This window comes from Streptomyces sp. NPDC093225, from assembly GCF_044753805.1.
GTDB lineage: Bacteria > Actinomycetota > Actinomycetes > Streptomycetales > Streptomycetaceae > Streptomyces.
Genome location: NZ_JBIVNX010000003.1, coordinates 328,552 through 350,280, shown reverse-complemented (window position 1 = coordinate 350,280; position 21,729 = coordinate 328,552). Strand labels below are relative to the sequence as shown.

Sequence of the window (21,729 nt, the reverse complement as noted above, 5' to 3'; positions counted from 1 at the left end):
CTACCACCGTTCCGCCAGGGGCCTGGCTCACATGTCGTCAACTCGGGCCTACGATCGTCACACGAAAGCACTGCCGGGGCGCTCCCCGGCAGCGTAACTTTGGCAGAAAGCCTCCCACTGCCTCCCACTCCGTTCCGTCCAGACCGCGCCACTGAACAGCACGAGGGGTCCCGTGACCGTCCATCCCAGCCTGCAGCCCTCCATCGACGCGTGGACCCACACCATCGAGGCGATATCCGAGCTCGTGCAGCCGCTGGCGGAGAGCGAGTGGAACCGGGCGACCCCCTGCCCGGGCTGGTCGGTCCGGGACGTGGTCTCGCACGTCATAGGCCTGGAGTGCGAGGCGCTCGGTGATCCGCGCCCGATCCACACGCTGCCGCGCGACCTGCGCCACGTCGTGGACGAACCGAGCCGGTACATGGAGGTGCAGGTGGACGTGCGCCGCCACCACACCTCGCCCGAGATGCTCGCCGAGCTGGAGTACACGGTCATCCGCCGGCAGCGGCAGCTGCGCAACGAGAAGCGGGATCCGGCCACGCTCGTGCGCGGCCCGTTCGGCGAGCAGGTGACCCTGGAGCTGGCCATGCGGCTGCGCGCCTTCGACGTGTGGGTGCACGAGCAGGACCTGCGCACCGCGCTGGGCGTGCCGGGGAACCTCGACGCCCCCGGCGCCCACATCGCGCGCGACCTCCTGCTGCACGGGCTGCCGAAGGTGGTCGCGAACAAGGCGGGCGCGCCGGCGCACACGGCCGTCGTCCTCGACGTGCACGGCCCGCTGGAGTTCCTGCGGACGGTACGGGTCGACGCCGAGGGCCGGGGCACGATCGACGGTTCGGTGTCGCTGGGCCCCGCCGTGACGCTGGCCATGGACTGGGAGACGTACGTGCGGCTGGCCGCCGGGCGGGTCCGGCCGCACGCGGTGGCCGACCGCGTCAAGATCGACGGGGACCAGGAGCTGGCCGACGCGATCCTGCGGGAGTTCGCGGTCACGCCCTGACCACGGCGGTCGTCCCCTGACCCCGGCGGTCGTCCCCTGACCCGGCGGTCACCCCCCGACCGTCGCCGCGGGGCCGTGCGCGAGCTCGCGCCCGCTCTCCCGCTCCCGCTCGCGCCGCAGGGCCCGGCCGCGCAGCCGGAGGATCTGCACCACGCCCAGGGCCTCCAGCACGAACACCGAGCAGAACGCGATCCGGTAGTCGTCCCCGGTCGCGTCCAGCAGCACGCCCACCGTCAGCAGCGTGGTCATCGACGCGATGAAACCGCCCATGTTGGTGATCCCGGAAGCGGTGCCCTGACGCTCCGGCGGGTTCGCGGGCCGCGCGAAGTCGAAGCCGATCATCGAGGCGGGTCCGCACGCGCCCAGCACCGTGCACAGCGTCACCAGCAGCCACATCGGCGCCCGGTCGCCCGGGTACGCGATCGTGGCGCCCCACAGCAGTGCGGTGGCCGCGACCGTGCCGAGCGCCAGCGGCACGCGGGCGCTCTGGCGGCGCCCGACGAGCTGCCCGTACACCAGGCCCAGCGCCATGTTGGAGGCCACGACCAGGGTCAGCAGGCCGCCGGCCGTGGTCCGGTCGAGGCCCTGTGCCTCGACCAGGAACGGCATGCCCCACAGGAGCAGGAAGACCATGGCCGGGAACTGCGTGGTGAAGTGCACCCACAGCCCCAGCCGGGTGCCCGGCTCCCGCCACGAGGCGGCGATCTGGTTCCGCACGAAGCCCGGGCCGCCCGGCCGCTCCCGCGCCCCGGTCGGCCCGTGCCCCTCGGGCTGGTCCCGCAGGAACAGCACCAGCGGCACCAGCACCAGCAGCCCGGCCGCGGCGCTGCCCGCGAAGGCCGGCACCCAGCCGACCCCGTGCAGGACGGGCGCGAGGACGAGGGTGGAGACGAGGTTGCCGGCCATGCCGACGAGGCCGGCCAGCTGGGCCATGAGCGGGGCGCGCCGGGCCGGGAACCACCGGGTGCCCAGGCGCAGCACGCTGATGAACGTCATCGCGTCGCCGCAGCCGAGCAGGGCGCGGGCGGCCAGCGCCATGCCGTACGAGGGCGCCAGCGCGAAGCAGAGCTGCCCCGCGGTGAAGAGGGTGGCGCCGATCGTGAGCACCCGCTTCGTGCCGAGCCGGTCCACCATCAGGCCGACGGGTATCTGCATGCCCGCGTAGACCATCAGCTGGAGGAGCGAGAACGTCGACAGGGCGGAGGCGCTGACGTGGAACCGGTCGGCGGCGTCGAGGCCGGCCACCCCGAGGCTGGTGCGGAAGATGACGGCGACGAAGTAGACGGCGACGCCGATCGACCAGACGGCCACGGCGCCGGCCCCGCCGGGGGGGTCGAGGTGCGCGGGCGCGGGACGGGCCGGCCCGCCCTGGACGGGCGCCTGCCGGGCCCCGGCAGGGGCCCGGACCGGTTCGGCGCTCATCGGACCTCGCTCGCGCCGCGGACCAGCAGCTCCACGCGCCCGATGTGGGCGCGTACCGCCGCGGCGGCCGCGGGCGCGTCCCCGGCCCGCAGGGCCGCCAGGATCCCGGCGTGCTCGGCCAGGCTCTGCGCGAGCCGGTCCGGGTGGCCGTGCATGAAGGCGACGCCCATGCGCAGCTGGCGGTCGCGCAGCTGGTCGTACAGGCGGCTGAGGATCTGGTTGCCGGCGCTGCGCACGATCTCGGCGTGGAAGCAGCGGTCCGCGACGGCGAAGGCCGCCAGGTCCCCGGCCCCGGCGTGCCGCCGCTGGGCCTCGAGCAGCTCCTCCAGCCGGTCGAGCAGCGCGGGCGGGGCCGGCACCGCCCGCCGCACGGTGAACTCCTCGACCAGCAGCCGGGTCTCCACGACGTCCGCGATCTCCTGCGCGGAGACGGGGAGGACCAGCGCGCCCTTCTTCGGGTAGAGCCGGAGCAGGCCCTCCGTCTCCAGGCGGAGCAGCGCCTCGCGCACGGGGGTCCGGGACACGCCCACGGCCTCGGCCAGCTCGCCCTCGGTGAGGAGCGTCCCGCCCTCGTAGCGGCGGTCCAGGACCCCCTGCTTGACGTGCTGGTACACGCGGTCGGCGGCGGGCGGCTGCTTGGTCGGGGCGTTCGTCGGCGCTGGCATGCACACAGCATAGATACAACAGAGATACGTCGGGATCCCCGTTCCACGATCCGGACGGGAGCCGCCCGCTGCATCGAAGGATGTAGCCCGTTTCTCCTCCGCCCGTACGAGGAAAGGCCCTTCGCCCGCCGGGACGCTGGAGGCATGTCCACATCCCAGACGTCCGGCCGGTCCGAGACCCCCGCCCAGGCCGGCCCCGCCGCCCCGACCACGTCCGGCGGCGACCGCATCCCGCTCCTCGACGTCCTGCGCGGCGCCGCCGTCCTCGGCACCCTGATGACCAACGTCTGGATCTTCACCGCCCCCGGCTCGGAGTGGTCCGTGCTGCAGGGCGTGCAGACGCCCGACCCGCTCGCCGACCCGTCCCCCGCCACGATCGCCGAGACCGTGTTCCGGTTCCTGGCGGACGGCAAGTTCCTGTCCCTCCTCACCGTCCTCTTCGGCGTCGGCCTGGCCATCCAGTACGACTCCGCCGCCCGCCGCGGCCTGCGCTGGCCCGCCGGCTACCGCCCGCGCGCCCTGTTCCTGCTGGCCGAGGGCACCCTGCACTTCGTCCTCGTCTTCGCGTGGGACGTGCTCATGGGGTACGCCGTCACCGCGCTGCTGGTCGCCCGGCTGCTGACCCGCTCCGCGCGCGCCCGGACCCGGATCATGTGGCTCGCGGGCGGCCTGCACCTGGCCCTGATGGCACTGATCACGGCCGCCATGGCGAGCGCGCCGGGAGACGGGGACGGGGACGCGGTCAGCGCCCGGGCCGTGGACCTGTACGCCCACGGCGGCTTCCTCGAGCAGGTCTCCTTCCGCCTCCACAACGCCCTCGCCCTGCGCATGGAGCCGGTCTTCTCCTTCGGCCTGCTGGTCCTGCTCTTCCTGCTCGGCGTCCGCCTCCACCGCGCCGGCGCCTTCGCCGCCGACGCCCGCGGCCGCCGCCTGCGCACCCGACTGCTCGCCTGGGGCCTGGGCCTCGGCCTGCCGCTGAACGCCCTGTGCACCCTCGGCGGCTCCGACTTCTACTTCCTCGGCCGGTACGTCACGGCCCCGCTCGTCGCCCTCGGGTACCTCGGCCTGGTCGGCGTCGCCCTCGACCGCCGGTGGCTGCCGCGTCCGCTGCGGTCCGGGCTCGCCGCGGTGGGGCGGACGGCGCTGTCGGCGTACGTCCTGCAGAACCTGCTGTGCGTGCTGGCCTGCTACGGGATCGGGCTGGGCCTGGCCGAGCGGTTCGCGGGCCACGGGCCGTGGTGGGTGATGGGGTTGTGGGCCGCGGTCTGCGCGGTGCTCGTCGGCGGCGCGACGCTGTGGCTGCGGCGTTTCCCGCACGGTCCGCTGGAATCAGTACAGAAGAGGCTCATCCGCCCCAAATCGGCCTAGGTTTACCGGAGTCAGGTTGCAGGTTGGTCAAGAAAGCGGGAACCCCCGCATCCATATGATCGTCTTGCATGTCTTGGCCTCGTAGGGCCCGCACCGCGTGCCGGGCCCTCGACAGCACCAAGCACGTGCACGAACCGCACATTCCTGAACATTCGCGAACTCGGGGACACACACTTGATATCCAGCATCTCCCGCGTGCGCCGCCTCGCCGCCGTCACGGCCGCCGCCGGCGCGCTGCTCGCGGCTCCGCTCGCCACGTCCGCCCAGGCCGCCTCCGCGCCGGCGACGTCGGCCAAGGGCGCGTTCATGATGAACAGCACCACGGGCGCGACGCTGTACGGCAAGTACGCCGACACCCGCCGGCCCCTCGCCAGCACCGCCAAGATCATGACGGCGCGCGTCGTCCTGACGACTCCGGGCCTGGACCTGGACAAGCGCATCACGTACAAGCAGGCGTACACGGACTACGCGAACAACGTCGGCGGCAGCCAGGCCTACCTGATCCCCGGCGACCGCTTCACCGTCCGCGGCCTCCTGAACGCCCTGCTCACGCCGTCCGGCTGCGACGCCGCGGCCGCCCTCGCCGACAACTTCGGCAAGGGCTCGACCCAGGCGGCCCGCTTCGCCGACTTCATCAAGCAGATGAACGCCAAGGCGGCCACGTACGGTCTGAAGAACACCCACTTCGACTCGTTCGACGGCAACTCGCCGATCAAGACGGGCACGACGGGCACGTACTCCACGCCCCGCGAGATGGCCAAGCTCGCCCAGTACGGCATCAAGAGCGCGACCTTCCGCGGCATCGTGGACGGCGCGGGCACGGCCACCGCCATCGCCCCCAACGGCCGCTACCGCTACTACAGCTGGAAGAACTCCAACCTCCTCGTGCGCGCCACGAGCGACGGCGGCTACGGCTACCCGGGCGCCATCGGCATCAAGACCGGCACGAACACGCCGGCCGGCCACTGCCTGGTCTTCGAGGTCACGCGCAACGGCAAGACCGTGATCGGCGTCCTGCTGGGCGACACGAACACGTCCCGCTACCCGGACGCGATCAACCTCCTCAACTGGACGTACGGCTCCGGCGCCGCCGCTGCCTCGCAGCGGGCCAACACGGACCCGATCCCGGACGTCCTCGACTGACCCCGACGTCCGGGGGCGTCACCGACGCCCCCGGACGTCGCCCGACCGGTGCCGGCTCCCCTCGGGGCGCCGGCACCGGCGTTTTCACGGGAGCGGGACGGGACGCCGCCGTCGTACGGTGATGCCATGAAGATCATCGACCTGGAGCCGGGCGACCCCCGCCTCATCGACGACCTGCTGCCCGTGCTGGTCGAGCTCCGCCCGCACCTCACCGAGCAGCTCTTCCGCGACATCTACGCCGAGGGCCACCCGCAAGGCCTGCGCTTCACCGCCGCGTACGACGCCGACGGCCGGTGCGTGGGCGCGGCCGGCTGGCGGATCGTCGCCAACACCTGCGACGTCCGCCGCCTGTACGTCGACGACCTCGTCACGGCGTCGACGGCCCGCTCCGGCGGCGTCGGCCACGCGGTGCTGGACCACCTGGAGGCGAAGGCCCGGGACGCCGGCTGCACGCTGCTGGACCTCGACTCCGGCACCCAGCGCACCGACGCGCACCGCTTCTACTTCCGCGAGCGCCTGGTGGTCAACGCGTTCCACTTCGGCAAGGAACTGAACTGACGAACGCCGTCCAGGCCGACGGGCCGACCCGCACCACGGGTCCGCCCGTCGCCTTGCTGTCCCGGAGCGCGACGACGCCGGGTATGTTGCGGGCGACCTCGACGCAGTCGTTGTTGAGGTTGCCCCCGTTGCTGTAGCTCGACTTGACGAACTCGAACTCGAACTCGGCCATCGCTAGATACCTTTACTGAGGTTCTCGATCAGGACTCGGGAGTTGTGCGGCGGAAGGCTGCGCCGGCTCAACTCGTCGAACGCCTTGAGGTGCGGCCTCGTGCTCTCCTGGCTCTCCGTCCAGACGGCACCGGCCGGCCCTTCCGCGTACGCCACGTCGAGGGCATCGGGTTCGGCGAACGACAGTACGTTGAACACACCGCCCATCCCCGAGTGTGCACCAATCCGGAACGGCAGCACCTGGACGCAGACGTTCGGACGCCTGGCCATGTCCACGAGGTGGGCGAGCTGGGCCCGCAGCACCTCCGGGCCGCCGACCTCCTGCCGCAGCGCGGCCTCCCAGATGACGGCGTGCAACTGGAGCGGTTCGTCGCCCCACAACCGGGCCTGCCTCTTGAGGCGCGCCTCGACCATGACCTCGATCTCGTCCGGACGGTCCATCCACCAGTCGCCCGTGACCGCGAGGGCACGGATGTACTCGGGGGTCTGGAGCAGGCCGGGGACCAGCGACAGCTGCCACGTCCGGATGCGGGTGGCCACGTCCTCCATGGACACGTACTCGGCGAACGCGTCCTTGCCGTAGGCCTGTTGCCACCAGCCCTTGGCCCGACGGCGCTCACGGTCCAGGCGCGCGAGACCGAGGAGCCCGTCGATCAGCGCCGCGTCGGTCTCGCCGTACAGGTGGCACAGGGCGCGCACGTCGGGGTCCCGCATGGGGACGAGGCCGCGCTCCATCTTGGCCACTTTCGCCACCGAGGCCGTCAGCGCCTCCGCCGCGTGGACCTGCCTGAGCCCCAACGCCTCGCGCATCCTCAGCAGTTCACCGCCCAGCCTGCGGCCGAGCACCGTCGACACCGTCATGCCCCGGTCCGGACTCCTGCCAGGCATTGCACGCTCCCTCCCTCGGCATCCGGACAGTCTCCTCCCAGCCCTCGGGGCGGACAACTCGCCTCAGTAGAAATTTCTGGCTCGTTCGATTGCTGGCCGCATCACTCTCTCGCTACCGTCGGTGCACAGCCGCTCACAGCAGGCCATCGGGACGGAAGTGCACCCGTGTGCGCGAAAACGCCAGGGCAAGCCACCGCACTCGGCGGGCAGGACTCCCCTGAGGAGGTCGGAAGATGACGAACCGGCATGACGTGAGGAACTACGCCCCGCGGCAGGACTCCGTGACCGCGGCCAGACGGCGGACGGCGTGGTTGGCGGTGGCGTGGGGATACCCCGAGGTCGCGGCGGACGCGGCGCTCGTGACCAGCGAGCTCGCCACGAACGCGATCCTGCACGGGAGCGTGGCGGACCGGCTCGTCCGGGTGGAGGTCAGCCTCAGCCAGAGCGCGCTGCGGATCGCGGTGTCGGACCCCCGGGGCGAACGGCACCCGATCCCGCGCCACGCCGGACCCGACGACCAGTTCGGGCGCGGACTGCACATCGTGGAGGCGCTCAGCAGCCGCTGGGCGGTCACCCCGCGCTCGGTCGGCAAGACGACGTGGGCCGAACTACCCCTCAGCGAGCGGCAGTCCGGCCCGTAGCCGCAAAATGGGAGCGGGCGGCGCCGGGTCGGTCGTCAGTCCTGCCAGCCCTGGTCGGCGAGGGCCTGCTCGATGCGCGCCCGATGGGCCGCCTCCCACTCGTCCAGGGACTGCGCGGCCTCCTCGGCCAGCTTCGCGCGGGCGGCCGCGAGGACCTCGTCCGCGCGCGCCGCCGGGACGACCACCACGCCCTCCTCGTCGGCCACCACGACGTCACCGGCGTGGACGGTCACGCCCGCGCACACCACGGGCTCGCCGAGGGGGGCGACGGCGGACTTCGTGCCGGGGAACGGGACGACGCCGCGGCCGTACACGGGGAAGCCGAGCTCCCGCACCTCGCCCACGTCGCGGATGAGGCCGTCGACGACGAAGCCTGCGACGCCGCGGCGCCGGGCGACGGCACAGACGTTCCCGCCGGCGAGGGCGTACTCGAGGTCGCCGGACTCGGCGACGATCACGTCGCCGGGCCGGGCGCGGTAGATCGCGGCGTGCAGCATGAGGTTGTCACCGGGCGGGCACTTCGCGGTGAAGGCCGGACCCGCGAGCCGCTGCCCGCCCTGCCACAGCGGGCGGATGCCGATGTCCATGACCTGGGCGCGGCCGAGGACGTCGGCGAGGGTGGTCGTGGGGATCTCCTGGAAACCGCCGGTGTCGCTCACGTGCCCGGACCTCTCTCTACGCGTGGTCTGCCGCTGCCCTCGCCCGGCACCCTACGCGGGCGGTCCGGCCGCTCCTCCACCGGGGCGAGAACGCTGTCCACAGCCTGTGGACAGCGTCGCGACCCTCGGACGTACGACCTAGCGTGACGAGCCCGAACGGGGGGCCGGCACAGGGCCGTCCGATGGAATGCGCCCCCGGATCCGCCACCATCCGGCCAGGACGCGCGTTTCACGCCACAGCACAGGGCACTCTCGGGCCCTCTCCCCCCACCGTCCCCCACCCCCACACGGAGGCTTCCATGCGCCGCATCACCACCGCCGTCTTCGGAGCCATCGGGCTCGTCGTCGCCGCCGCCTCGGCGGCCAGCGCGGCCGACTCGATCACCGGCCCGGTCACCGGTCTCGCCGTCAACCCGATCATCACCGCGACGGACCTGATCACCGCCACCAACATCCTGAACAACCTCCTGCCCACCGGCCTGCTCTAGGCACCGCCACCGGTAGCGGTACCGGCAGGCCGCGACCCGTCGGGTCGCACCGGGGGACGGCGGCACCGCAGATCCGCCGTCCCCTGCGCCTGCGCCTGCGCCGACCCGGCAGGCCGGGCGTGTCAGGCCGGGCGGACCGCCTCGAGGATGACGCGGCGCTCCGTGACGCGGTAGCCGGCGCGGGTGAAGGCGGCGGCCATCGGGGCGTTGACGGTGTCGGTCGTCGCGGTGATGCGGTCGGCATCGGCGGCGGCGTGCACGCGGGTGATCTCGCCGAGGATCTCGTCGATCAGGCCCCGGCCGCGCTGCTCCGGGACGACGCCCAGGTAACCCACGTTGCGGTGGTACGGGGTCGCGGACGGGATGGCCATGCCGGCCAGGGTGCCGTCGGTCAGGTGGGCCAGCCGCCACCAGGAGCGCTCGCCGGGGGCGTCGAGGTAGAACGCCATGTCCTCGCGGGCCTGCCGGTCCGGGTCCATGGACGCCAGCTCGCGGCGGGTGTTGACGTCGAGGCTGCCGACCGCGATCCGGCGGAAGACCTCCAGGAACGCCTCGTCGTCCGCCTCCGTGAAGACCAGCCGGCCGGTGGCCTCCGGGACCGGCGAGCCGGCCGTCCACTCCAGGCGCAGCCGCTCGTTCTCCTCGGTCAGGCCGGCCTTGCGGGCCGCCTCGACCCGCCACTCCACGGCCGCGACGACGTCCGGGCGCTCGTGCCAGTCCCCGGGCAGGGCCAGGATGTTGTAGAGCGGCGGGTGCTCGGCGCCGGCCTCGGCGAACGCCGCGTGCCCGGCGGCCAGCAGCTCGGCCGCCAGGGCGGCCGGTTCGCCCGCCCCGTCCCGTACGTGCAGGCAGTCCAGCGCCACCGGGTGCGCGCTGTCCGCCCGCCCCCACCACACCGCGCGGGCCAGGAACTCGCCGTCCTCGTCCTCGGCGAACCAGGTCCACTCGGGACGGTACTGGCGGGCCTTCAGCTCGGCGCGGTACTCGGCGGCGGAGACGGCGGGGACCGGACCGGTCGCGTGGTATTCGGCGGCCCGGTCGGTCTGGTCGGCGGCTATGGGGTGGTAGCGCATCCCGCGATCATCACACGCGGTCACGGACACGACGAAGGGCCCCTACCAACTGGTAAGGGGCCCTCCGTATGGCCGGGTTGGTCGCGCCGCCGGAGCGACTACGACCAGGTCATCAGGCGCTTGGGCTGCTCCAGCACCGCCGCGATGTCCGCGAGGAACCGGGAGCCCTGCTCGCCGTCGATCAGGCGGTGGTCGAAGGACAGCGCCAGCGTGGTGACCTGGCGCGGCTTGACCTTGCCCTTGTGGACCCACGGCTGGAGCTTGATCGCACCGACCGCGAGGATCGCGGACTCGCCCGGGTTGAGGATCGGCGTACCGGTGTCGACGCCGAAGACGCCGACGTTGGTGATGGTGATGGTGCCGTCCTGCATGGCCGCCGGGGAGGTCTTGCCCTCGCGGGCGGTGGCCACCAGGTCGGACAGACCGTTCGAGAGCTCCGCGAGGGTCATGGCGTGCGCGTCCTTGATGTTCGGCACGATCAGACCGCGCGGGGTGGCCGCGGCGATGCCCAGGTTGACGTAGTGCTTGCGCACGATCTCCTGGTTGGCCTCGTCCCAGGCGGAGTTGATCTCCGGGTTGCGCTTGAGCGCGACCAGGACCGCCTTGGCGATGAGCAGCAGCGGGTTGATGCGCAGGCCGGCCAGGTCCGGGTCGGCCTTGAGCTCGGTGACCAGCTTCATCGTGCGCGTCACGTCGAAGGTGATGAACTCCGTGACGTGCGGGGCGGTGAACGCGGAGTTCACCATGGCCTGCGCGGTGACCTTGCGCACGCCCTTGACGGGGATGCGGGTCTCGCGCACGGCGTCCGCGCCGGTCCAGGCCGGAGCGGCGGCCGGCACGGCCTCCGCGGCCGGTACGGGCGCGGCGACCGGCGCCGGGGCGACGGCCGGGGCGGCGGGAGCGGCCGGGGCGGCCACGGCCGCGTGCACGTCCTCGCGGGTGATGATGCCGTCCGGGCCGGTCGGGGTGACCGTGGCCAGGTCGACGCCGAGGTCCTTGGCGAGCTTGCGCACGGGGGGCTTGGCCAGCGGACGGGCACCAGCGGCGGCACCGCCGTGGCCGTTCAGCCCGTTCGCGGACACCGGGGCCGGGGCCGGGGCGGCCGGGGCCGCGGGCGCCGGGGCGACCGGGGCCGCGGCGGCGGCCGCCGGAGCGGCGCCGGGGACCGCCTTGCGCGGCCGGCGCTTGGTCGAGGTCTGGGCCACGCCGTAGCCGACCAGGACCGGCTGCCGGGCGGCGGGCTGGGCCTCCTCGGCCGGGGCCGCCGGGGCGGCCTCCGCCACCGGGGCCGGAGCGGCCGCCGCGGCGCCGCCCTCCCCGGTGTCGACCGTGATGATCACCTGGCCGACGTCGACCGTGGTGCCCTCCGCGAAGCGCAGCTCGGCCACCACGCCGTCGAACGGGATCGGCAGCTCGACGGCCGCCTTCGCCGTCTCGACCTCGCACACGACCTGGCCGTCGGTGACGGTGTCACCCGGCTGGACGTACCACTTCAGGATCTCGGCCTCGGTGAGTCCCTCGCCCACGTCGGGCATCTTGAACTCGCGCAGTGTCGTCGTCATCGTCGTCACGACCTCTCCCTCAGTACGCCAGCGAGCGGTCGACGGCGTCGAGCACGCGGTCCAGGCCGGGCAGGTACTCCTCTTCCACCCGGGCCGGCGGGTACGGGGCGTGGAAACCGCCCACGCGCAGCACCGGCGCCTCCAGGTGGTAGAAGCACCGCTCGGTGATGCGGGCGGCGATCTCGGAGCCGACGCCCAGGAACACCGGGGCCTCGTGGACGACGACCAGGCGGCGGGTCTTCTCGACCGAGGCCTGGACGGTGTCGAAGTCGACGGGGGACATCGAGCGCAGGTCCACGACCTCGACCGACTTGCCCTCCTCGGCGGCGGCCGCGGCCGCCTCCAGGCAGACCTTCACCATCGGGCCGTACGCGGCCAGGGTGAGGTCGGCGCCCTCGCGGGCGACCCGCGCCTTGTGGAGCTCGCCGGGGATGGCGTCGACGTCGACGTCGCCCTTGTCCCAGTAGCGGCGCTTGGGCTCGAAGAAGATCACCGGGTCGTCGCTCTGGATGGCCTGCTGGAGCATCCAGTACGCGTCGGAGGCGTTCGAGGGCGAGACCACCTTCAGGCCCGCCACGTGCGCGAACAGCGCCTCGGGGGACTCGGAGTGGTGCTCGACCGCGCCGATGCCGCCGCCGTACGGGATGCGCACGACGACCGGCATCTTGACCTTGCCGAGCGCGCGGGCGTGCATCTTCGCGAGCTGCGTGACGATCTGGTCGTACGCGGGGAAGACGAACCCGTCGAACTGGATCTCCACGACCGGCCGGTAGCCGCGCAGGGCCAGGCCGATGGCGGTGCCGACGATGCCGGACTCGGCCAGCGGGGTGTCGATGACCCGGTCCTCGCCGAAGTCCTTCTGGAGGCCGTCGGTGATGCGGAAGACACCACCGAGCTTGCCGACGTCCTCGCCCATGACGAGGACCTTGGGGTCGGTGTCGAGGGCCTTGCGCAGCGACTCGTTGAGCGCCTTCGCGATCGACATCTTCTCAACAGCCATGATCAGTGACCCTCCTCGAAGGACGCGAGGTAGGCGGCGAACTCGGCGCGCTCCTCGTCCACGAGCGCGTGGCCGTCCGCGTAGACGTTCTCGAACATCGACATGCCGTCGGGGTCGGGCATGGCGCGCACGACCTCGCGCACGCGCTTGCCCAGGGTCTCGCTCTCGGACTCCAGCGAGGCGAAGAACTCCTCGTCTGCGCCGCCGGAGGCCAGCAGGTAGGCCTTCACGCGGGCGATCGGGTCCTTGGCCTCCCAGGCCTCGCGCTCCTCGTCGCGGCGGTAGCGCGTCGGGTCGTCGGAGGTGGTGTGGGCGCCCATGCGGTACGTGAAGGCCTCGACCAGGGTCGGGCCCTCGCCGCGGCGGGCCCGCTCCAGGGCCCAGCGGGTCACGGCGAGGCAGGCCAGGACGTCGTTGCCGTCCACCCGGATGCCCGGGAAGCCGAAGCCGGCGGCGCGCTGGTAGAGCGGGACGCGGGTCTGGCGCTCGGTGGGCTCGGAGATCGCCCACTGGTTGTTCTGGCAGAAGAACACCACGGGGGCGTTGTAGACCGCCGAGAAGGTGAAGGCCTCGTTGACGTCGCCCTGGCTGGAGGCGCCGTCGCCGAAGTACGCGATCACGGCCGAGTCGGCGCCGTCCTTGGCGATGCCCATGGCGTAGCCGGTGGCGTGCAGCGTCTGCGAGCCGATGACGATCGTGTACAGGTGGAAGTTGTTGGTGTTGGGGTCCCAGCCGCCGTGGTTCACGCCGCGGAACATGCCCAGCAGGTTGGTCGGGTCGACCCCGCGGCACCAGGCGACGCCGTGCTCCCGGTAGGTCGGGAAGACGTAGTCGTCGTCGCGCAGCGCGCGGCCGGAGCCGATCTGCGCGGCCTCCTGGCCGAGCAGCGAGGCCCACAGGCCGAGCTCGCCCTGGCGCTGCAGGGCGGTGGCCTCGGCGTCGAAACGGCGGGTCAGGACCATGTCGCGGTACAGCCCGCGCAGGTCGTCGGCGGAAATGTCGGCGACATAGGGGGCGAACTCGGGGTCCTCGACCCGGTCGCCCTCGGGCGTCAGCAGCTGTACGAGCTGGGGCTCGGCAGCCTGCGCGGCGGCGGCGGTCTTGCCGGTCGCTCGCTTGGTGCCGCTGCTGCGTCGCGGCTTGCGCGCGGCAGTGCTCTCCACGGTCACGTGTGCTCCTCCGTCGGTCCGGCACCCGGGGTCGTCCGGGGACCAGTGCGGCTCGCCCGTGTTCCCTTCCTCGCACGGGGTGGGTGCGACTCGGCGGGAAACAGGCGTGACAGGTGCCCCGGCTAGTGCCCTGCGCAATGCACGTTACCCAGTGCGCCGCATAACCGCGAAACCCCAGTTGACCTGGGATTTTGCTTGGATTTCCAAGTAAATCCGAGGTTGGGGGAACAACCACTGGTCACAGCCTTGCAGGAGGCCGGAACAACGGCACGTTATCCGGATCACCCCCGCCTGTGAAGAGGCGAGTGTGTGAAACTGAATCCGTGCGGGAAGACGGAAAAATCACGGTATTCCTCCTTGACGACCACGAAGTGGTGCGTCGGGGCGTCCACGAGCTGCTGTCGAGCGAGGCCGACATCGAGGTGGTCGGGGAGGCCGGAACGGTGGCCGACGCGCTGGTGCGGATTCCGGCCACGCGCCCGGACGTGGCCGTGCTGGACGTGCGCCTGCCGGACGGCAGCGGGGTCGAGGTCTGCCGCGAGGTGCGCTCCCGGGACGAGGACGTCAAGTGCCTCATGTTGACCTCGTTCGCGGACGACGAGGCCCTCTTCGACGCGATCATGGCCGGCGCCTCCGGGTACGTCCTGAAGGCGATCCGCGGGAACGAGCTGCTCAACGCCGTACGGGACGTGGCGGCCGGCAAGTCGCTGCTGGACCCGGTGGCCACCGCGCGGGTGCTGGAGCGGCTGCGGGACGGCAAGAACGGCAAGGGTGACGACCGGCTCGCGAACCTGACGGACCAGGAGCGCAAGATCCTCGACCTGATCGGCGAGGGCCTGACCAACCGGGTGATCGGCGAGCGGCTGCACCTGGCCGAGAAGACCATCAAGAACTACGTCAGCAGCCTGCTGTCCAAGCTCGGCATGGAGCGGCGCTCGCAGGCGGCCGCGTACGTGGCGCGGCTCCAGGCGGAGAAGCGCTGACGCCGCCCGGCTGACGGCGGACCCGGTTCCCGCTCCCCGAGGGGGCGGGAACCTCTTTTTTTCGCCGTGTTCGAGCCGGTCCTCCTGCGGTATCCGGCCACAGTTCGCCCTCGTGCACGCGTTCGCGGGAAATCCCGGACGCGTCACCGGCACGTTCTCGGATTACCGGCGGTACGCCCCGTTTTCTCCATGATCACCTGACGGTGTACGGTCACCCTCAGCAAAACTACTGGACGGTTATACCCATCGGTAACAGCCTTTGAGGAGGCTTCCTTTGGGCTGCCGTCCTGGTCTTGCCTTCCCGTGACCTGACCACTCAACGCCGAAGGTGACCCCACCCATGTCCAAGCGCACCCTGCCGCAGCGCGCCCTCGTGCTGCCCGCGCTGACCGTGACCGCCTCCCTCGCCCTCTGCGGCGTCCTCGCCGCCCCCGCCACGGCCGCCCAACCGGCAGCCCCGGCAGGCCCGTTGACGGGCCCGGCGGCCGGACGCGCCGCCACCACCCCGCTCGCGCTCGCCTCGTACGACCGCCGCACCGGCAAGGCGAGGCTCACCGCGCCCCGCGCCGCCCGCGGCCCGCACGCCCCCGCCGCCGAGACCGCCGGCGTCCGGCCCGGCCAGCTCATCGCCAGCCCGCCGTCGGCCGCCGCGCCGCGCGGCGCCCTGCTCGCCATCACGGCCGTGGAGCCGGCCGCGGGCGGCCAGGTCGAGGTCAGCACCCGCCCGGCCACCATCGCCGAACTGCTCGGCGACGCCAACGCGGCGCTGCACAAGGAGCTCGACCCGCGCGCCATCCAGGTCAAGCCCATGCTCAAGGACCTCAAGGTGTCGTACACCAAGCGGGCCGACGGCGCCGACGGCCACGCGTCGGCCGCGCTGGAGCTCGACGCGGACACCAGCGTGCCGCTGCCCGGGGGCGCCTCCGCGAGCCTGTCGGGCGCCGTGGAGATCGACCCGTCGGTGAACTTCTCGTACACCGGCACCAAGGGCATCCTGCGACCGCAGCAGGCCAAGGTCGGCCTCGACCTCGGCGCGCACGCCAACTGGCACATCAGCGCCGGGCTCAGCGCCTCCGCGACGCCGGTGCGCATCCCGCTCGCCAAGCTCAGCGCCAGCCCGGTCCTGATGGTGGGCCAGCTGCCGGTCGTGGTGAACCTCGACCTCACGCTCGCCGCCGAGATCGGCGCGGACGGCTCGGTCACCCTCGACACCCAGCAGGACATCAACGGCTCCTGGTCCATCGAGGGTTCGTACACCAAGGGCGAGGGCTGGAAGACCGCCACCACCCCGCTGACCGTCAACGCCTCCCCGGTCCGCGCCAAGCTCAGCGGCAACGCCTCGGTGCGCACCGGCCTCGCCGCCGACGCCTCGGTGGCGCTGTACGACACCGTGGGCCTGAAGGCGTCGGTCAAGCCGTACCTGCGGACCTCGGTCAACGGCACGGTCACGGTGGACAGCAGCGGCGCCGCGCCGGTCGTCCAGGGCTCGGCGGGGCTCTACGGCGGCTTCGACCTCACCGGCGCCCTGATGGCCCGGATAGCCATCTTCGGCACGCCGCTGTTCGAGAAGGACATCCCGCTGGGGTCCCTGCACCGCGAGTGGACGATCGCCGAGCGCACGACCGGCTGACGCCCGTCGGACGACCGTCGGACGACCGTCGGACGACCCATGAGAAAGCCGATGCCGGCACCCCCTCGTCGAGGGGGTGCCGGCATCGGCGTACCGCTTCGGTGCGTGCCCGCGGGGCCGCTCAGCCCGCGCCCGCGCCGCCGTCCGGGCCGCCCGCGTCCGTGCCCGGGCTCTCGGTGCCCTTGGTCGGGTCCGTGGTCGGGTCGGTGGTCGGGTCCGTCGGGTCGGTCGTCGGGTCGGTCGACGCGGTCGGGTCCGTCGTCGGGTCCGTCGACCGCGTCGGGTCGGTGGTCGGCGGGTCCTGGCTCGGGTGGTCCCAGGACGGCTTCGGCTTGGGCGTCCACGTCTCGCCGTCGTCGGAGCCGGTCTCGTCGTCCGTCGTGCCCTTGGAGGACTCCTCCGGGTCCGGGCTCTTCGGCGCCTGGCTCTGGCTGTGCGACACCCCGGGGTTGACCGGGCCGTTCTCGTCGCCGCCGGTCGGCGTCTTGGCCTTCTGCAGCGCGTACGTGACGCCGCCCGCGATCGCCACCATCGCGACCACGGCCAGCAGCCACATCTTCCAGCGGCCGCCCCCGCCGCCCCGGGCGGTGCGGTCGTCGTGGTAGCCGCCGCCACCGCCGCCGTAGGCGGCGCCGTCGTCCGGGTTGAGCGGGGGCACCATCGGCCCGCCGAACTGCGGGGTGTTCCCGTGGGAAGGGTACGCCTGCACGCCCGGACCGTTCGCGGCCGGGCTCGCTGTGGTGGCGTTCGGGCCGTGCGGCAGGGCCATGGTGACCGGGCCGGTGTTCCACGTACCGGTGCCGGCGCCCTGCTCCTGGAGCATCTGGAGCGCGTACTGGACCAGCCCGCGCATCTCCTCGGCGCTCTGGAAGCGGTCGTCGGCGTCCTTGGCGAGGGCGCGCATCGCCAGGCCGTCGAGCTCCGGCGGCACGCCCGGGGTCTGGTGGGACGGCGGCACGGGCGCGTCCTGCACGTGCTGGTAGACCACCGACAGCGGGGTCTCGCCCGTGAACGGCGGCCGTCCGGTGAGGAGTTCGTAGAGCAGGCAGCCGGTGGCGTACAGGTCGCTGCGGTGGTCGACGGCCTTGCCGAGGGCCTGCTCGGGCGACAGGTACTGCGGCGTTCCCATGACCATGCCGGTCTGGGTCATCGTCGTGGACGCGCCGTGCAGGGCGCGGGCGATGCCGAAGTCCATCACCTTGACCGCGCCGGCGTTGGTGATGATGACGTTGGCGGGCTTGATGTCGCGGTGCACGATGCCGTGCTGGTGCGAGTAGGCCAGCGCCTCCAGGACGCCGGAGACGATGATGAGCGCCTGGTCGAAACCGGGGGGCTCGGCGCTGATGAGGAGGTCGCGGATCGTGCGGCCCTCGACGAGCTCCATGACGATGTAGGGGACGACGTTGCCGTTCACCCGGTCCTCGCCGGAGTCGTAGACCGCCACCACCGCGTGGTGGTTGAGGCCGGCGACCGACTGCGCCTCGCGCGTGAAGCGGGCCTTGGAGACCGGGTCCTCGGCCAGGTCCGCGCGCAGCAGCTTCACGGCGACGGTGCGGCCCAGCCGCACGTCCTCGGCGGCGAAGACCTCCGCCATGCCGCCGCGGCCCAGACGGTGGGTCAGCCGGTAACGGCCGTCGCCCACCATGTTCCCTGAGAACTGCTCGGGGACATCTGCCATCCCGGCGCCGCTGCCCTCGGGTTCGGGTGCCATCAGTCCTCGCCGTCGTTTCCAGCCCGCGTCAGCGGTACGTCTTACGTTTGTTTTATTCAGGGTGCTCCGATGAACGCTACAGCCTTCGGGCCCTCCGCCGGTCCGGCATCGCGCCCTGTCCGCGTGTGGTCACAGAGCGGGCACCCGGCTTGACTGGTCACGACCCTCCGGCAGACTGTGGCCCGACATACGGATATCGCCAGGCGTGGCCGCGTACAGCCGACGAGAGCTGAGGAGTACTGCGGCGCACCGCCGGGCACCGCCGAGGGGAAGCACAGTCATGAGCCAGGACGGCACACAGGGGCGTTACGCAGGCGGCTCCCTGGCCCGTGGCCGTTACCAGCTGCGGGACTTGCTCGGCGAGGGAGGCATGGCGTCGGTGTACCTCGCCTACGACGCCGCCCTCGACCGGCAGGTCGCGATCAAGACCATGCACACCGAGCTCGGCCGCGAGCAGTCGTTCCGCGAGCGCTTCCGCCGCGAGGCGCAAGCTGTGGCGAAACTGTCGCACACCAACATCGTCTCGGTATTCGATACGGGCGAGGACACCGTCGCGGTGCCGGGCGAGGGCGACGGCGCCCTGATGCCCTACATCGTCATGGAGTACGTCGAGGGCCAGCCGCTCGGTTCGGTGCTGCGCGACGCGATCGGGCAGCACGGGGCGATGGCCGCGGACCAGGCGCTGAAGGTCACGGCCGACGTGCTGGCGGCGCTGGAGGCCAGCCACGAGCTCGGCCTGGTGCACCGCGACATCAAGCCCGGCAACGTGATGATCACCAAGCGTGGTGTGGTCAAGGTCATGGACTTCGGCATCGCCCGCGCGATGCAGTCGGGCGTCACGTCCATGACGCAGACCGGCATGGTCGTCGGCACGCCGCAGTACCTCTCGCCGGAGCAGGCGCTGGGCCGGGGCGTCGACGCCCGCTCGGACCTGTACTCGGTCGGCATCATGCTCTTCCAGCTGCTGACCGGGCGGCTGCCGTTCGACGCGGACTCGCCGCTGGCGATCGCGTACGCGCACGTGCAGGAGGAGCCGGTGGCGCCCTCCGCCGTGAACCGGTCCGTCACGCCGGCCATGGACGCGCTGGTGGCGCGGGCGCTGAAGAAGAACCCGAACGAGCGTTTCCCGACCGCCGCCGCCATGCGCGACGAGTGCCTGCGGGTGCTGTCGGCCGGGCAGACCGGCGCGCCGGTGATCGTCGCGGGCGGTCCGGTGAACAGCGGTGCGGGCGTCGGCTCGACCGTGTTCCCGCCGCTGGACTCCGGGCTCCAGGGCCCGCCGCCGCAGTCGGTGCAGCAGCCCTACCCGGGTCCGTACGGGCCCGCCCAGACTCCTCCGCCGCAGCACACCCCGGTCCCGCAGCAGCAGGCGCACCACCAGGCCGGCTACGCGTACCCGCCCTCCCCGGCGCCGCAGCAGGGCTTCTCGACCCCGCCGCCGTACCCCGGTGCGAGCACCGGCTCCACCGGAGCGGCTTACGCCGCGCCCCTCAATGGGCCGGCCACGGCCCCGTCGTCGTCCCCCGCCCGACCGGGCTCGGGCTCGGGCGGGCAGCGCAGCCGGCTGGTGACGGTCGGCTCGATCGCGGTCGCGCTGCTGGCGGTGGGCGGTCTGGTCACGGCGCTGATCCTGAACATGGAGAACGACGACGAGGGCGGCAACTCCCCGCAGGCCGGCAGCTCGTCCTCCAGCTCGTCGGCGAAGGCGGGCCACCGCGGCCCGGACCGCTCGCGGACGATCAAGGAGTCCGAGTGCAAGGACGCCACCGAGTCCTACAACGACCCGTCCAAGGTCAAGATGCCGGACCTGCGCTACAAGGACATCCTCTCCGTCAAGAAGTGCATCCAGTTGGCCGGCTGGCACATCGACGTCCAGGAACGGGACGAGGCCGTGTACGGCGAGGACCAGGTGCTGGAGCAGTTCCCGAACCCGGACGACGACATCGACCCGAACGGCACCAAGGTCACCGTGTACATCTCCACGGGCAACCCGGCCTCCTGACGGCCCCCTGAGCCGCGGGGCCCCGCGGCCCCGCCGCACCGGGCCGCAGCGGCCACCGGGCCGCAGCGACCCGCACCGGCGTCAGTCGTCGCGCATGCGCAGCCGCAGCCCCATGTAGCCGAGGCCCAGGCCCATCAGGGCCAGGCCGGCGCCGAGCGGGAGCAGGTGCGCCGCCAGGTCGGCGGCGCGCGCGTTCGGGTCGGCGCCGAGCGCGGCCGGGGGCCTCTCGCTCGGTTCGGGGCGGGCCGGCTGCTGCGGACGGGGCCGGGCCGGCTGCGGGACGACGTGCGGGGGGACGGGCGGGGGGACGGGGGGCTGCGGTACCGGCCGGGCCGCGGGCAGTCCCGGCCCGGGCAGCTGTACCTCCTCGCCGACCCGGCCGGGCCGGGTCCGGCCCTCGCCGGCGAAGCTGCCGGCGAGTTCGTCGTCCGCGTGGGTGAGCGCGTCGAGGTCCACCTCGTCCGCGGCCTCGGCGGCCCCGGTGGCCTCGGTCGCCTCGGTGGTCTCCGCGATCTCGGCCGTCTCCACGATCTCCGCGGCTTCCGCCGCCTCCGGGGCGTGCGCCCCGTCCACGGCCTCCCGGGCGGGGGCCCGAGCGGGAACGGGGTCCGGGGCGGCCGGCCGGTCCGGTACGGACGCGGCCGTACGGGGGTGCGCGGGGGCCGCGTCCGCCGTCCCGGGGAGCAGCGCGCCGAGGGCGAACGCCGCCCCGGCCGTCCACCGGACCGCACGAAGGCGCTGAGTCACGGGGACCCCTCCGTCCCGAACCACCGAGATGTCAGGCTCAGATTCACACGAACCGACATTCCCGGCATCCCGGACGGGTCGTCAGAGCGGCGCCGCCGGCGTCCCCCCTGAGATGTACATCTCAGGGAGCTTTGCAGCCTCGAACATACTCGGTATACATACTCGGTATGTCGATCCGCCACGGACTCCTCGCCCTGCTGGAGCGCGGCCCCCGGTACGGCTCCCAGCTGCGTACCGAATTCGAGACCCGCACCGGCTCCACCTGGCCGCTCAACGTCGGCCAGGTCTACACGACCCTCGCCCGCCTGGAGCGGGACGGCCTCGTCGCGCCCGACGGCGAGGACGCGGCCGGGCACACCCTCTACGCCATCACGGAGGCCGGCCGTACCGAGCTCCACGACTGGTACGAGCGCCCGGTCGACCGCACCAGCCCGCCCCGCGACGAGTTGTCCATCAAGCTCGCCATGGCCGTGGGCGCCCCCGGCGTGGACATCCGCGCCGTCATCCAGGCCCAGCGCTCCGCCACGATCAAGGCGATGCAGGACTACACCCGGCTCAAGGCGCAGGCGCTCGCCGCGATCGAGTCTGGGCGGTCCCAGGAGCGCGACGACGTGGCGTGGCTGCTCGTCGTCGAGCAGCTCATCTTCCAGACCGAGGCCGAGGCCCGCTGGCTGGACCACTCCGAGACCCGGCTCGTCCGGCTCTCCGCGGCGGCCGGACGGAGAGCCGAGCACGACCCGGCCGAGACGACCACCCCGACCCCGCGCGGCGCCGGCGCCGCCGCTCCGACCCCGACCGCCCAGGCCCCCGCACGGGCCCCGCGGAACTGACGACCGTCCCAGGGGGGACCGC

The 21,729-nt window shown here is 72.7% G+C and carries 21 protein-coding genes; 10 read left to right on the top strand and 11 right to left on the bottom strand.

Annotation, left to right across the window (positions count from 1 at the left end; all coding sequences use genetic code 11):
- Positions 1-172 precede the first annotated feature (172 nt).
- The gene (locus tag ACIQCH_RS05665) at positions 173-997 is read left to right on the top strand and encodes a maleylpyruvate isomerase family mycothiol-dependent enzyme (protein ID WP_402578233.1); all 825 of its coding nucleotides are present in this window, start codon (positions 173-175) and stop codon (positions 995-997) included.
- A 48-nt stretch (positions 998-1,045) separates the two neighbouring features.
- Here ACIQCH_RS05665 and ACIQCH_RS05660 read toward each other — a convergent pair whose 3' ends face one another.
- Positions 1,046-2,419: a nitrate/nitrite transporter gene (locus tag ACIQCH_RS05660; RefSeq protein WP_402578231.1), complete on the bottom strand. Its 1,374-nt coding sequence runs from the start codon at positions 2,417-2,419 to the stop codon at positions 1,046-1,048.
- Positions 2,416-3,084 carry a GntR family transcriptional regulator gene (locus tag ACIQCH_RS05655; RefSeq protein WP_402578229.1) on the bottom strand — a complete coding sequence of 223 codons (669 nt, stop codon included), beginning with the start codon at positions 3,082-3,084 and terminating at the stop codon, positions 2,416-2,418. Before ACIQCH_RS05655 ends, ACIQCH_RS05660 begins: the two co-directional genes overlap by 4 nt.
- 144 nt (positions 3,085-3,228) lie before the next feature.
- Between ACIQCH_RS05655 and ACIQCH_RS05650 the strand changes: the two genes are divergently transcribed.
- From ACIQCH_RS05650 to ACIQCH_RS05640, 3 genes are all read left to right on the top strand, one after another.
- Positions 3,229-4,452 carry a DUF418 domain-containing protein gene (locus ACIQCH_RS05650; RefSeq protein ID WP_402578227.1) on the top strand — a complete coding sequence of 408 codons (1,224 nt, stop codon included), beginning with the start codon at positions 3,229-3,231 and terminating at the stop codon, positions 4,450-4,452.
- Between the two features lie 174 nt (positions 4,453-4,626).
- Positions 4,627-5,595, top strand: coding sequence for a D-alanyl-D-alanine carboxypeptidase family protein (locus ACIQCH_RS05645; RefSeq protein ID WP_402578225.1), 969 nt, complete (start codon positions 4,627-4,629; stop codon positions 5,593-5,595).
- 126 nt (positions 5,596-5,721) lie between these two features.
- Positions 5,722-6,153 (top strand): GNAT family N-acetyltransferase, encoded by a 432-nt coding sequence (locus tag ACIQCH_RS05640; RefSeq protein ID WP_402578223.1) that lies wholly within the window; start codon positions 5,722-5,724, stop codon positions 6,151-6,153.
- Here the strand turns inward: ACIQCH_RS05640 and ACIQCH_RS05635 are convergent.
- Positions 6,119-6,325: a DUF397 domain-containing protein gene (locus tag ACIQCH_RS05635; protein WP_402578221.1), complete on the bottom strand. Its 207-nt coding sequence runs from the start codon at positions 6,323-6,325 to the stop codon at positions 6,119-6,121. The two genes, ACIQCH_RS05640 and ACIQCH_RS05635, sit on opposite strands and share 35 nt — an antisense overlap.
- A gap of 2 nt (positions 6,326-6,327) precedes the next feature.
- Positions 6,328-7,212, bottom strand: coding sequence for a helix-turn-helix domain-containing protein (locus ACIQCH_RS05630; RefSeq protein WP_402578220.1), 885 nt, complete (start codon positions 7,210-7,212; stop codon positions 6,328-6,330).
- A 233-nt stretch (positions 7,213-7,445) separates the two neighbouring features.
- On the opposite strand from ACIQCH_RS05630, the gene ACIQCH_RS05625 reads away from it, so the two are divergent.
- Positions 7,446-7,853 carry an ATP-binding protein gene (locus tag ACIQCH_RS05625; protein WP_402578218.1) on the top strand — a complete coding sequence of 136 codons (408 nt, stop codon included), beginning with the start codon at positions 7,446-7,448 and terminating at the stop codon, positions 7,851-7,853.
- 35 nt (positions 7,854-7,888) lie between these two features.
- On the opposite strand, the gene ACIQCH_RS05620 is transcribed toward ACIQCH_RS05625, so the two are convergent.
- Positions 7,889-8,512 carry an RraA family protein gene (locus ACIQCH_RS05620; protein ID WP_402578216.1) on the bottom strand — a complete coding sequence of 208 codons (624 nt, stop codon included), beginning with the start codon at positions 8,510-8,512 and terminating at the stop codon, positions 7,889-7,891.
- A gap of 299 nt (positions 8,513-8,811) precedes the next feature.
- On the opposite strand from ACIQCH_RS05620, the gene ACIQCH_RS05615 reads away from it, so the two are divergent.
- Positions 8,812-9,000 (top strand): hypothetical protein, encoded by a 189-nt coding sequence (locus ACIQCH_RS05615; RefSeq protein ID WP_402578214.1) that lies wholly within the window; start codon positions 8,812-8,814, stop codon positions 8,998-9,000.
- A 122-nt stretch (positions 9,001-9,122) separates the two neighbouring features.
- On the opposite strand, the gene ACIQCH_RS05610 is transcribed toward ACIQCH_RS05615, so the two are convergent.
- From ACIQCH_RS05610 to pdhA, 4 genes are all read right to left on the bottom strand, one after another.
- The gene (locus ACIQCH_RS05610) at positions 9,123-10,073 is read right to left on the bottom strand and encodes a GNAT family N-acetyltransferase (RefSeq protein ID WP_402578212.1); all 951 of its coding nucleotides are present in this window, start codon (positions 10,071-10,073) and stop codon (positions 9,123-9,125) included.
- Positions 10,074-10,171: 98 nt separating this feature from the next.
- On the bottom strand, positions 10,172-11,635 hold the full coding sequence (locus ACIQCH_RS05605) for a dihydrolipoamide acetyltransferase family protein (protein WP_402578301.1): 1,464 nt from the start codon (positions 11,633-11,635) through the stop codon (positions 10,172-10,174).
- Between the two features lie 19 nt (positions 11,636-11,654).
- Entirely contained in the window at positions 11,655-12,635 is a 981-nt protein-coding gene (locus ACIQCH_RS05600) for an alpha-ketoacid dehydrogenase subunit beta (protein WP_030193192.1), read from the bottom strand.
- A 2-nt stretch (positions 12,636-12,637) separates the two neighbouring features.
- Entirely contained in the window at positions 12,638-13,804 is a 1,167-nt protein-coding gene (gene pdhA, locus ACIQCH_RS05595; protein ID WP_402578209.1) for a pyruvate dehydrogenase (acetyl-transferring) E1 component subunit alpha, read from the bottom strand.
- Positions 13,805-14,127: 323 nt separating this feature from the next.
- On the opposite strand from pdhA, the gene ACIQCH_RS05590 reads away from it, so the two are divergent.
- The gene (locus tag ACIQCH_RS05590) at positions 14,128-14,787 is read left to right on the top strand and encodes a response regulator (protein ID WP_402578207.1); all 660 of its coding nucleotides are present in this window, start codon (positions 14,128-14,130) and stop codon (positions 14,785-14,787) included.
- A gap of 340 nt (positions 14,788-15,127) precedes the next feature.
- Entirely contained in the window at positions 15,128-16,417 is a 1,290-nt protein-coding gene (locus tag ACIQCH_RS05585; protein WP_402578205.1) for a hypothetical protein, read from the top strand.
- A gap of 121 nt (positions 16,418-16,538) precedes the next feature.
- Here the strand turns inward: ACIQCH_RS05585 and ACIQCH_RS05580 are convergent, their stop codons facing one another.
- Positions 16,539-18,128, bottom strand: a complete 1,590-nt coding sequence (locus tag ACIQCH_RS05580) for a protein kinase (protein ID WP_402578203.1) — start codon at positions 18,126-18,128, stop codon at positions 16,539-16,541.
- Between the two features lie 280 nt (positions 18,129-18,408).
- Between ACIQCH_RS05580 and ACIQCH_RS05575 the strand changes: the two genes are divergently transcribed.
- Entirely contained in the window at positions 18,409-20,130 is a 1,722-nt protein-coding gene (locus tag ACIQCH_RS05575) for a protein kinase (RefSeq protein ID WP_402578201.1), read from the top strand.
- An 81-nt stretch (positions 20,131-20,211) separates the two neighbouring features.
- Here ACIQCH_RS05575 and ACIQCH_RS05570 read toward each other — a convergent pair whose 3' ends face one another.
- Complete coding sequence (locus tag ACIQCH_RS05570) at positions 20,212-20,877, bottom strand: hypothetical protein (protein WP_402578199.1); 666 nt, start codon at positions 20,875-20,877, stop codon at positions 20,212-20,214.
- Positions 20,878-21,044: 167 nt separating this feature from the next.
- On the opposite strand from ACIQCH_RS05570, the gene ACIQCH_RS05565 reads away from it, so the two are divergent.
- Positions 21,045-21,707 (top strand): PadR family transcriptional regulator, encoded by a 663-nt coding sequence (locus ACIQCH_RS05565; RefSeq protein ID WP_402578197.1) that lies wholly within the window; start codon positions 21,045-21,047, stop codon positions 21,705-21,707.
- Positions 21,708-21,729: the final 22 nt, after the last annotated feature.

What these genes read in the sequence shown, in the direction of transcription:
- ACIQCH_RS05660 (WP_402578231.1), bottom strand. Translation starts at nt 2,419, where the DNA reads ATGAGCGCCGAACCGGTCCGGGCCCCTGCCGGGGCCCGGCAGGCGCCC.
- ACIQCH_RS05655 (WP_402578229.1), bottom strand. Translation starts at nt 3,084, where the DNA reads ATGCCAGCGCCGACGAACGCCCCGACCAAGCAGCCGCCCGCCGCCGAC.
- ACIQCH_RS05650 (WP_402578227.1), top strand. Translation starts at nt 3,229, where the DNA reads ATGTCCACATCCCAGACGTCCGGCCGGTCCGAGACCCCCGCCCAGGCC.
- ACIQCH_RS05640 (WP_402578223.1), top strand. Translation starts at nt 5,722, where the DNA reads ATGAAGATCATCGACCTGGAGCCGGGCGACCCCCGCCTCATCGACGAC.
- ACIQCH_RS05635 (WP_402578221.1), bottom strand. Translation starts at nt 6,325, where the DNA reads ATGGCCGAGTTCGAGTTCGAGTTCGTCAAGTCGAGCTACAGCAACGGG.
- ACIQCH_RS05630 (WP_402578220.1), bottom strand. Translation starts at nt 7,212, where the DNA reads ATGCCTGGCAGGAGTCCGGACCGGGGCATGACGGTGTCGACGGTGCTC.
- ACIQCH_RS05625 (WP_402578218.1), top strand. Translation starts at nt 7,446, where the DNA reads ATGACGAACCGGCATGACGTGAGGAACTACGCCCCGCGGCAGGACTCC.
- ACIQCH_RS05615 (WP_402578214.1), top strand. Translation starts at nt 8,812, where the DNA reads ATGCGCCGCATCACCACCGCCGTCTTCGGAGCCATCGGGCTCGTCGTC.
- ACIQCH_RS05610 (WP_402578212.1), bottom strand. Translation starts at nt 10,073, where the DNA reads ATGCGCTACCACCCCATAGCCGCCGACCAGACCGACCGGGCCGCCGAA.
- ACIQCH_RS05605 (WP_402578301.1), bottom strand. Translation starts at nt 11,635, where the DNA reads ATGACGACGACACTGCGCGAGTTCAAGATGCCCGACGTGGGCGAGGGA.
- ACIQCH_RS05600 (WP_030193192.1), bottom strand. Translation starts at nt 12,635, where the DNA reads ATGGCTGTTGAGAAGATGTCGATCGCGAAGGCGCTCAACGAGTCGCTG.
- ACIQCH_RS05585 (WP_402578205.1), top strand. Translation starts at nt 15,128, where the DNA reads ATGTCCAAGCGCACCCTGCCGCAGCGCGCCCTCGTGCTGCCCGCGCTG.
- ACIQCH_RS05580 (WP_402578203.1), bottom strand. Translation starts at nt 18,128, where the DNA reads ATGGCACCCGAACCCGAGGGCAGCGGCGCCGGGATGGCAGATGTCCCC.
- ACIQCH_RS05575 (WP_402578201.1), top strand. Translation starts at nt 18,409, where the DNA reads ATGAGCCAGGACGGCACACAGGGGCGTTACGCAGGCGGCTCCCTGGCC.
- ACIQCH_RS05565 (WP_402578197.1), top strand. Translation starts at nt 21,045, where the DNA reads ATGTCGATCCGCCACGGACTCCTCGCCCTGCTGGAGCGCGGCCCCCGG.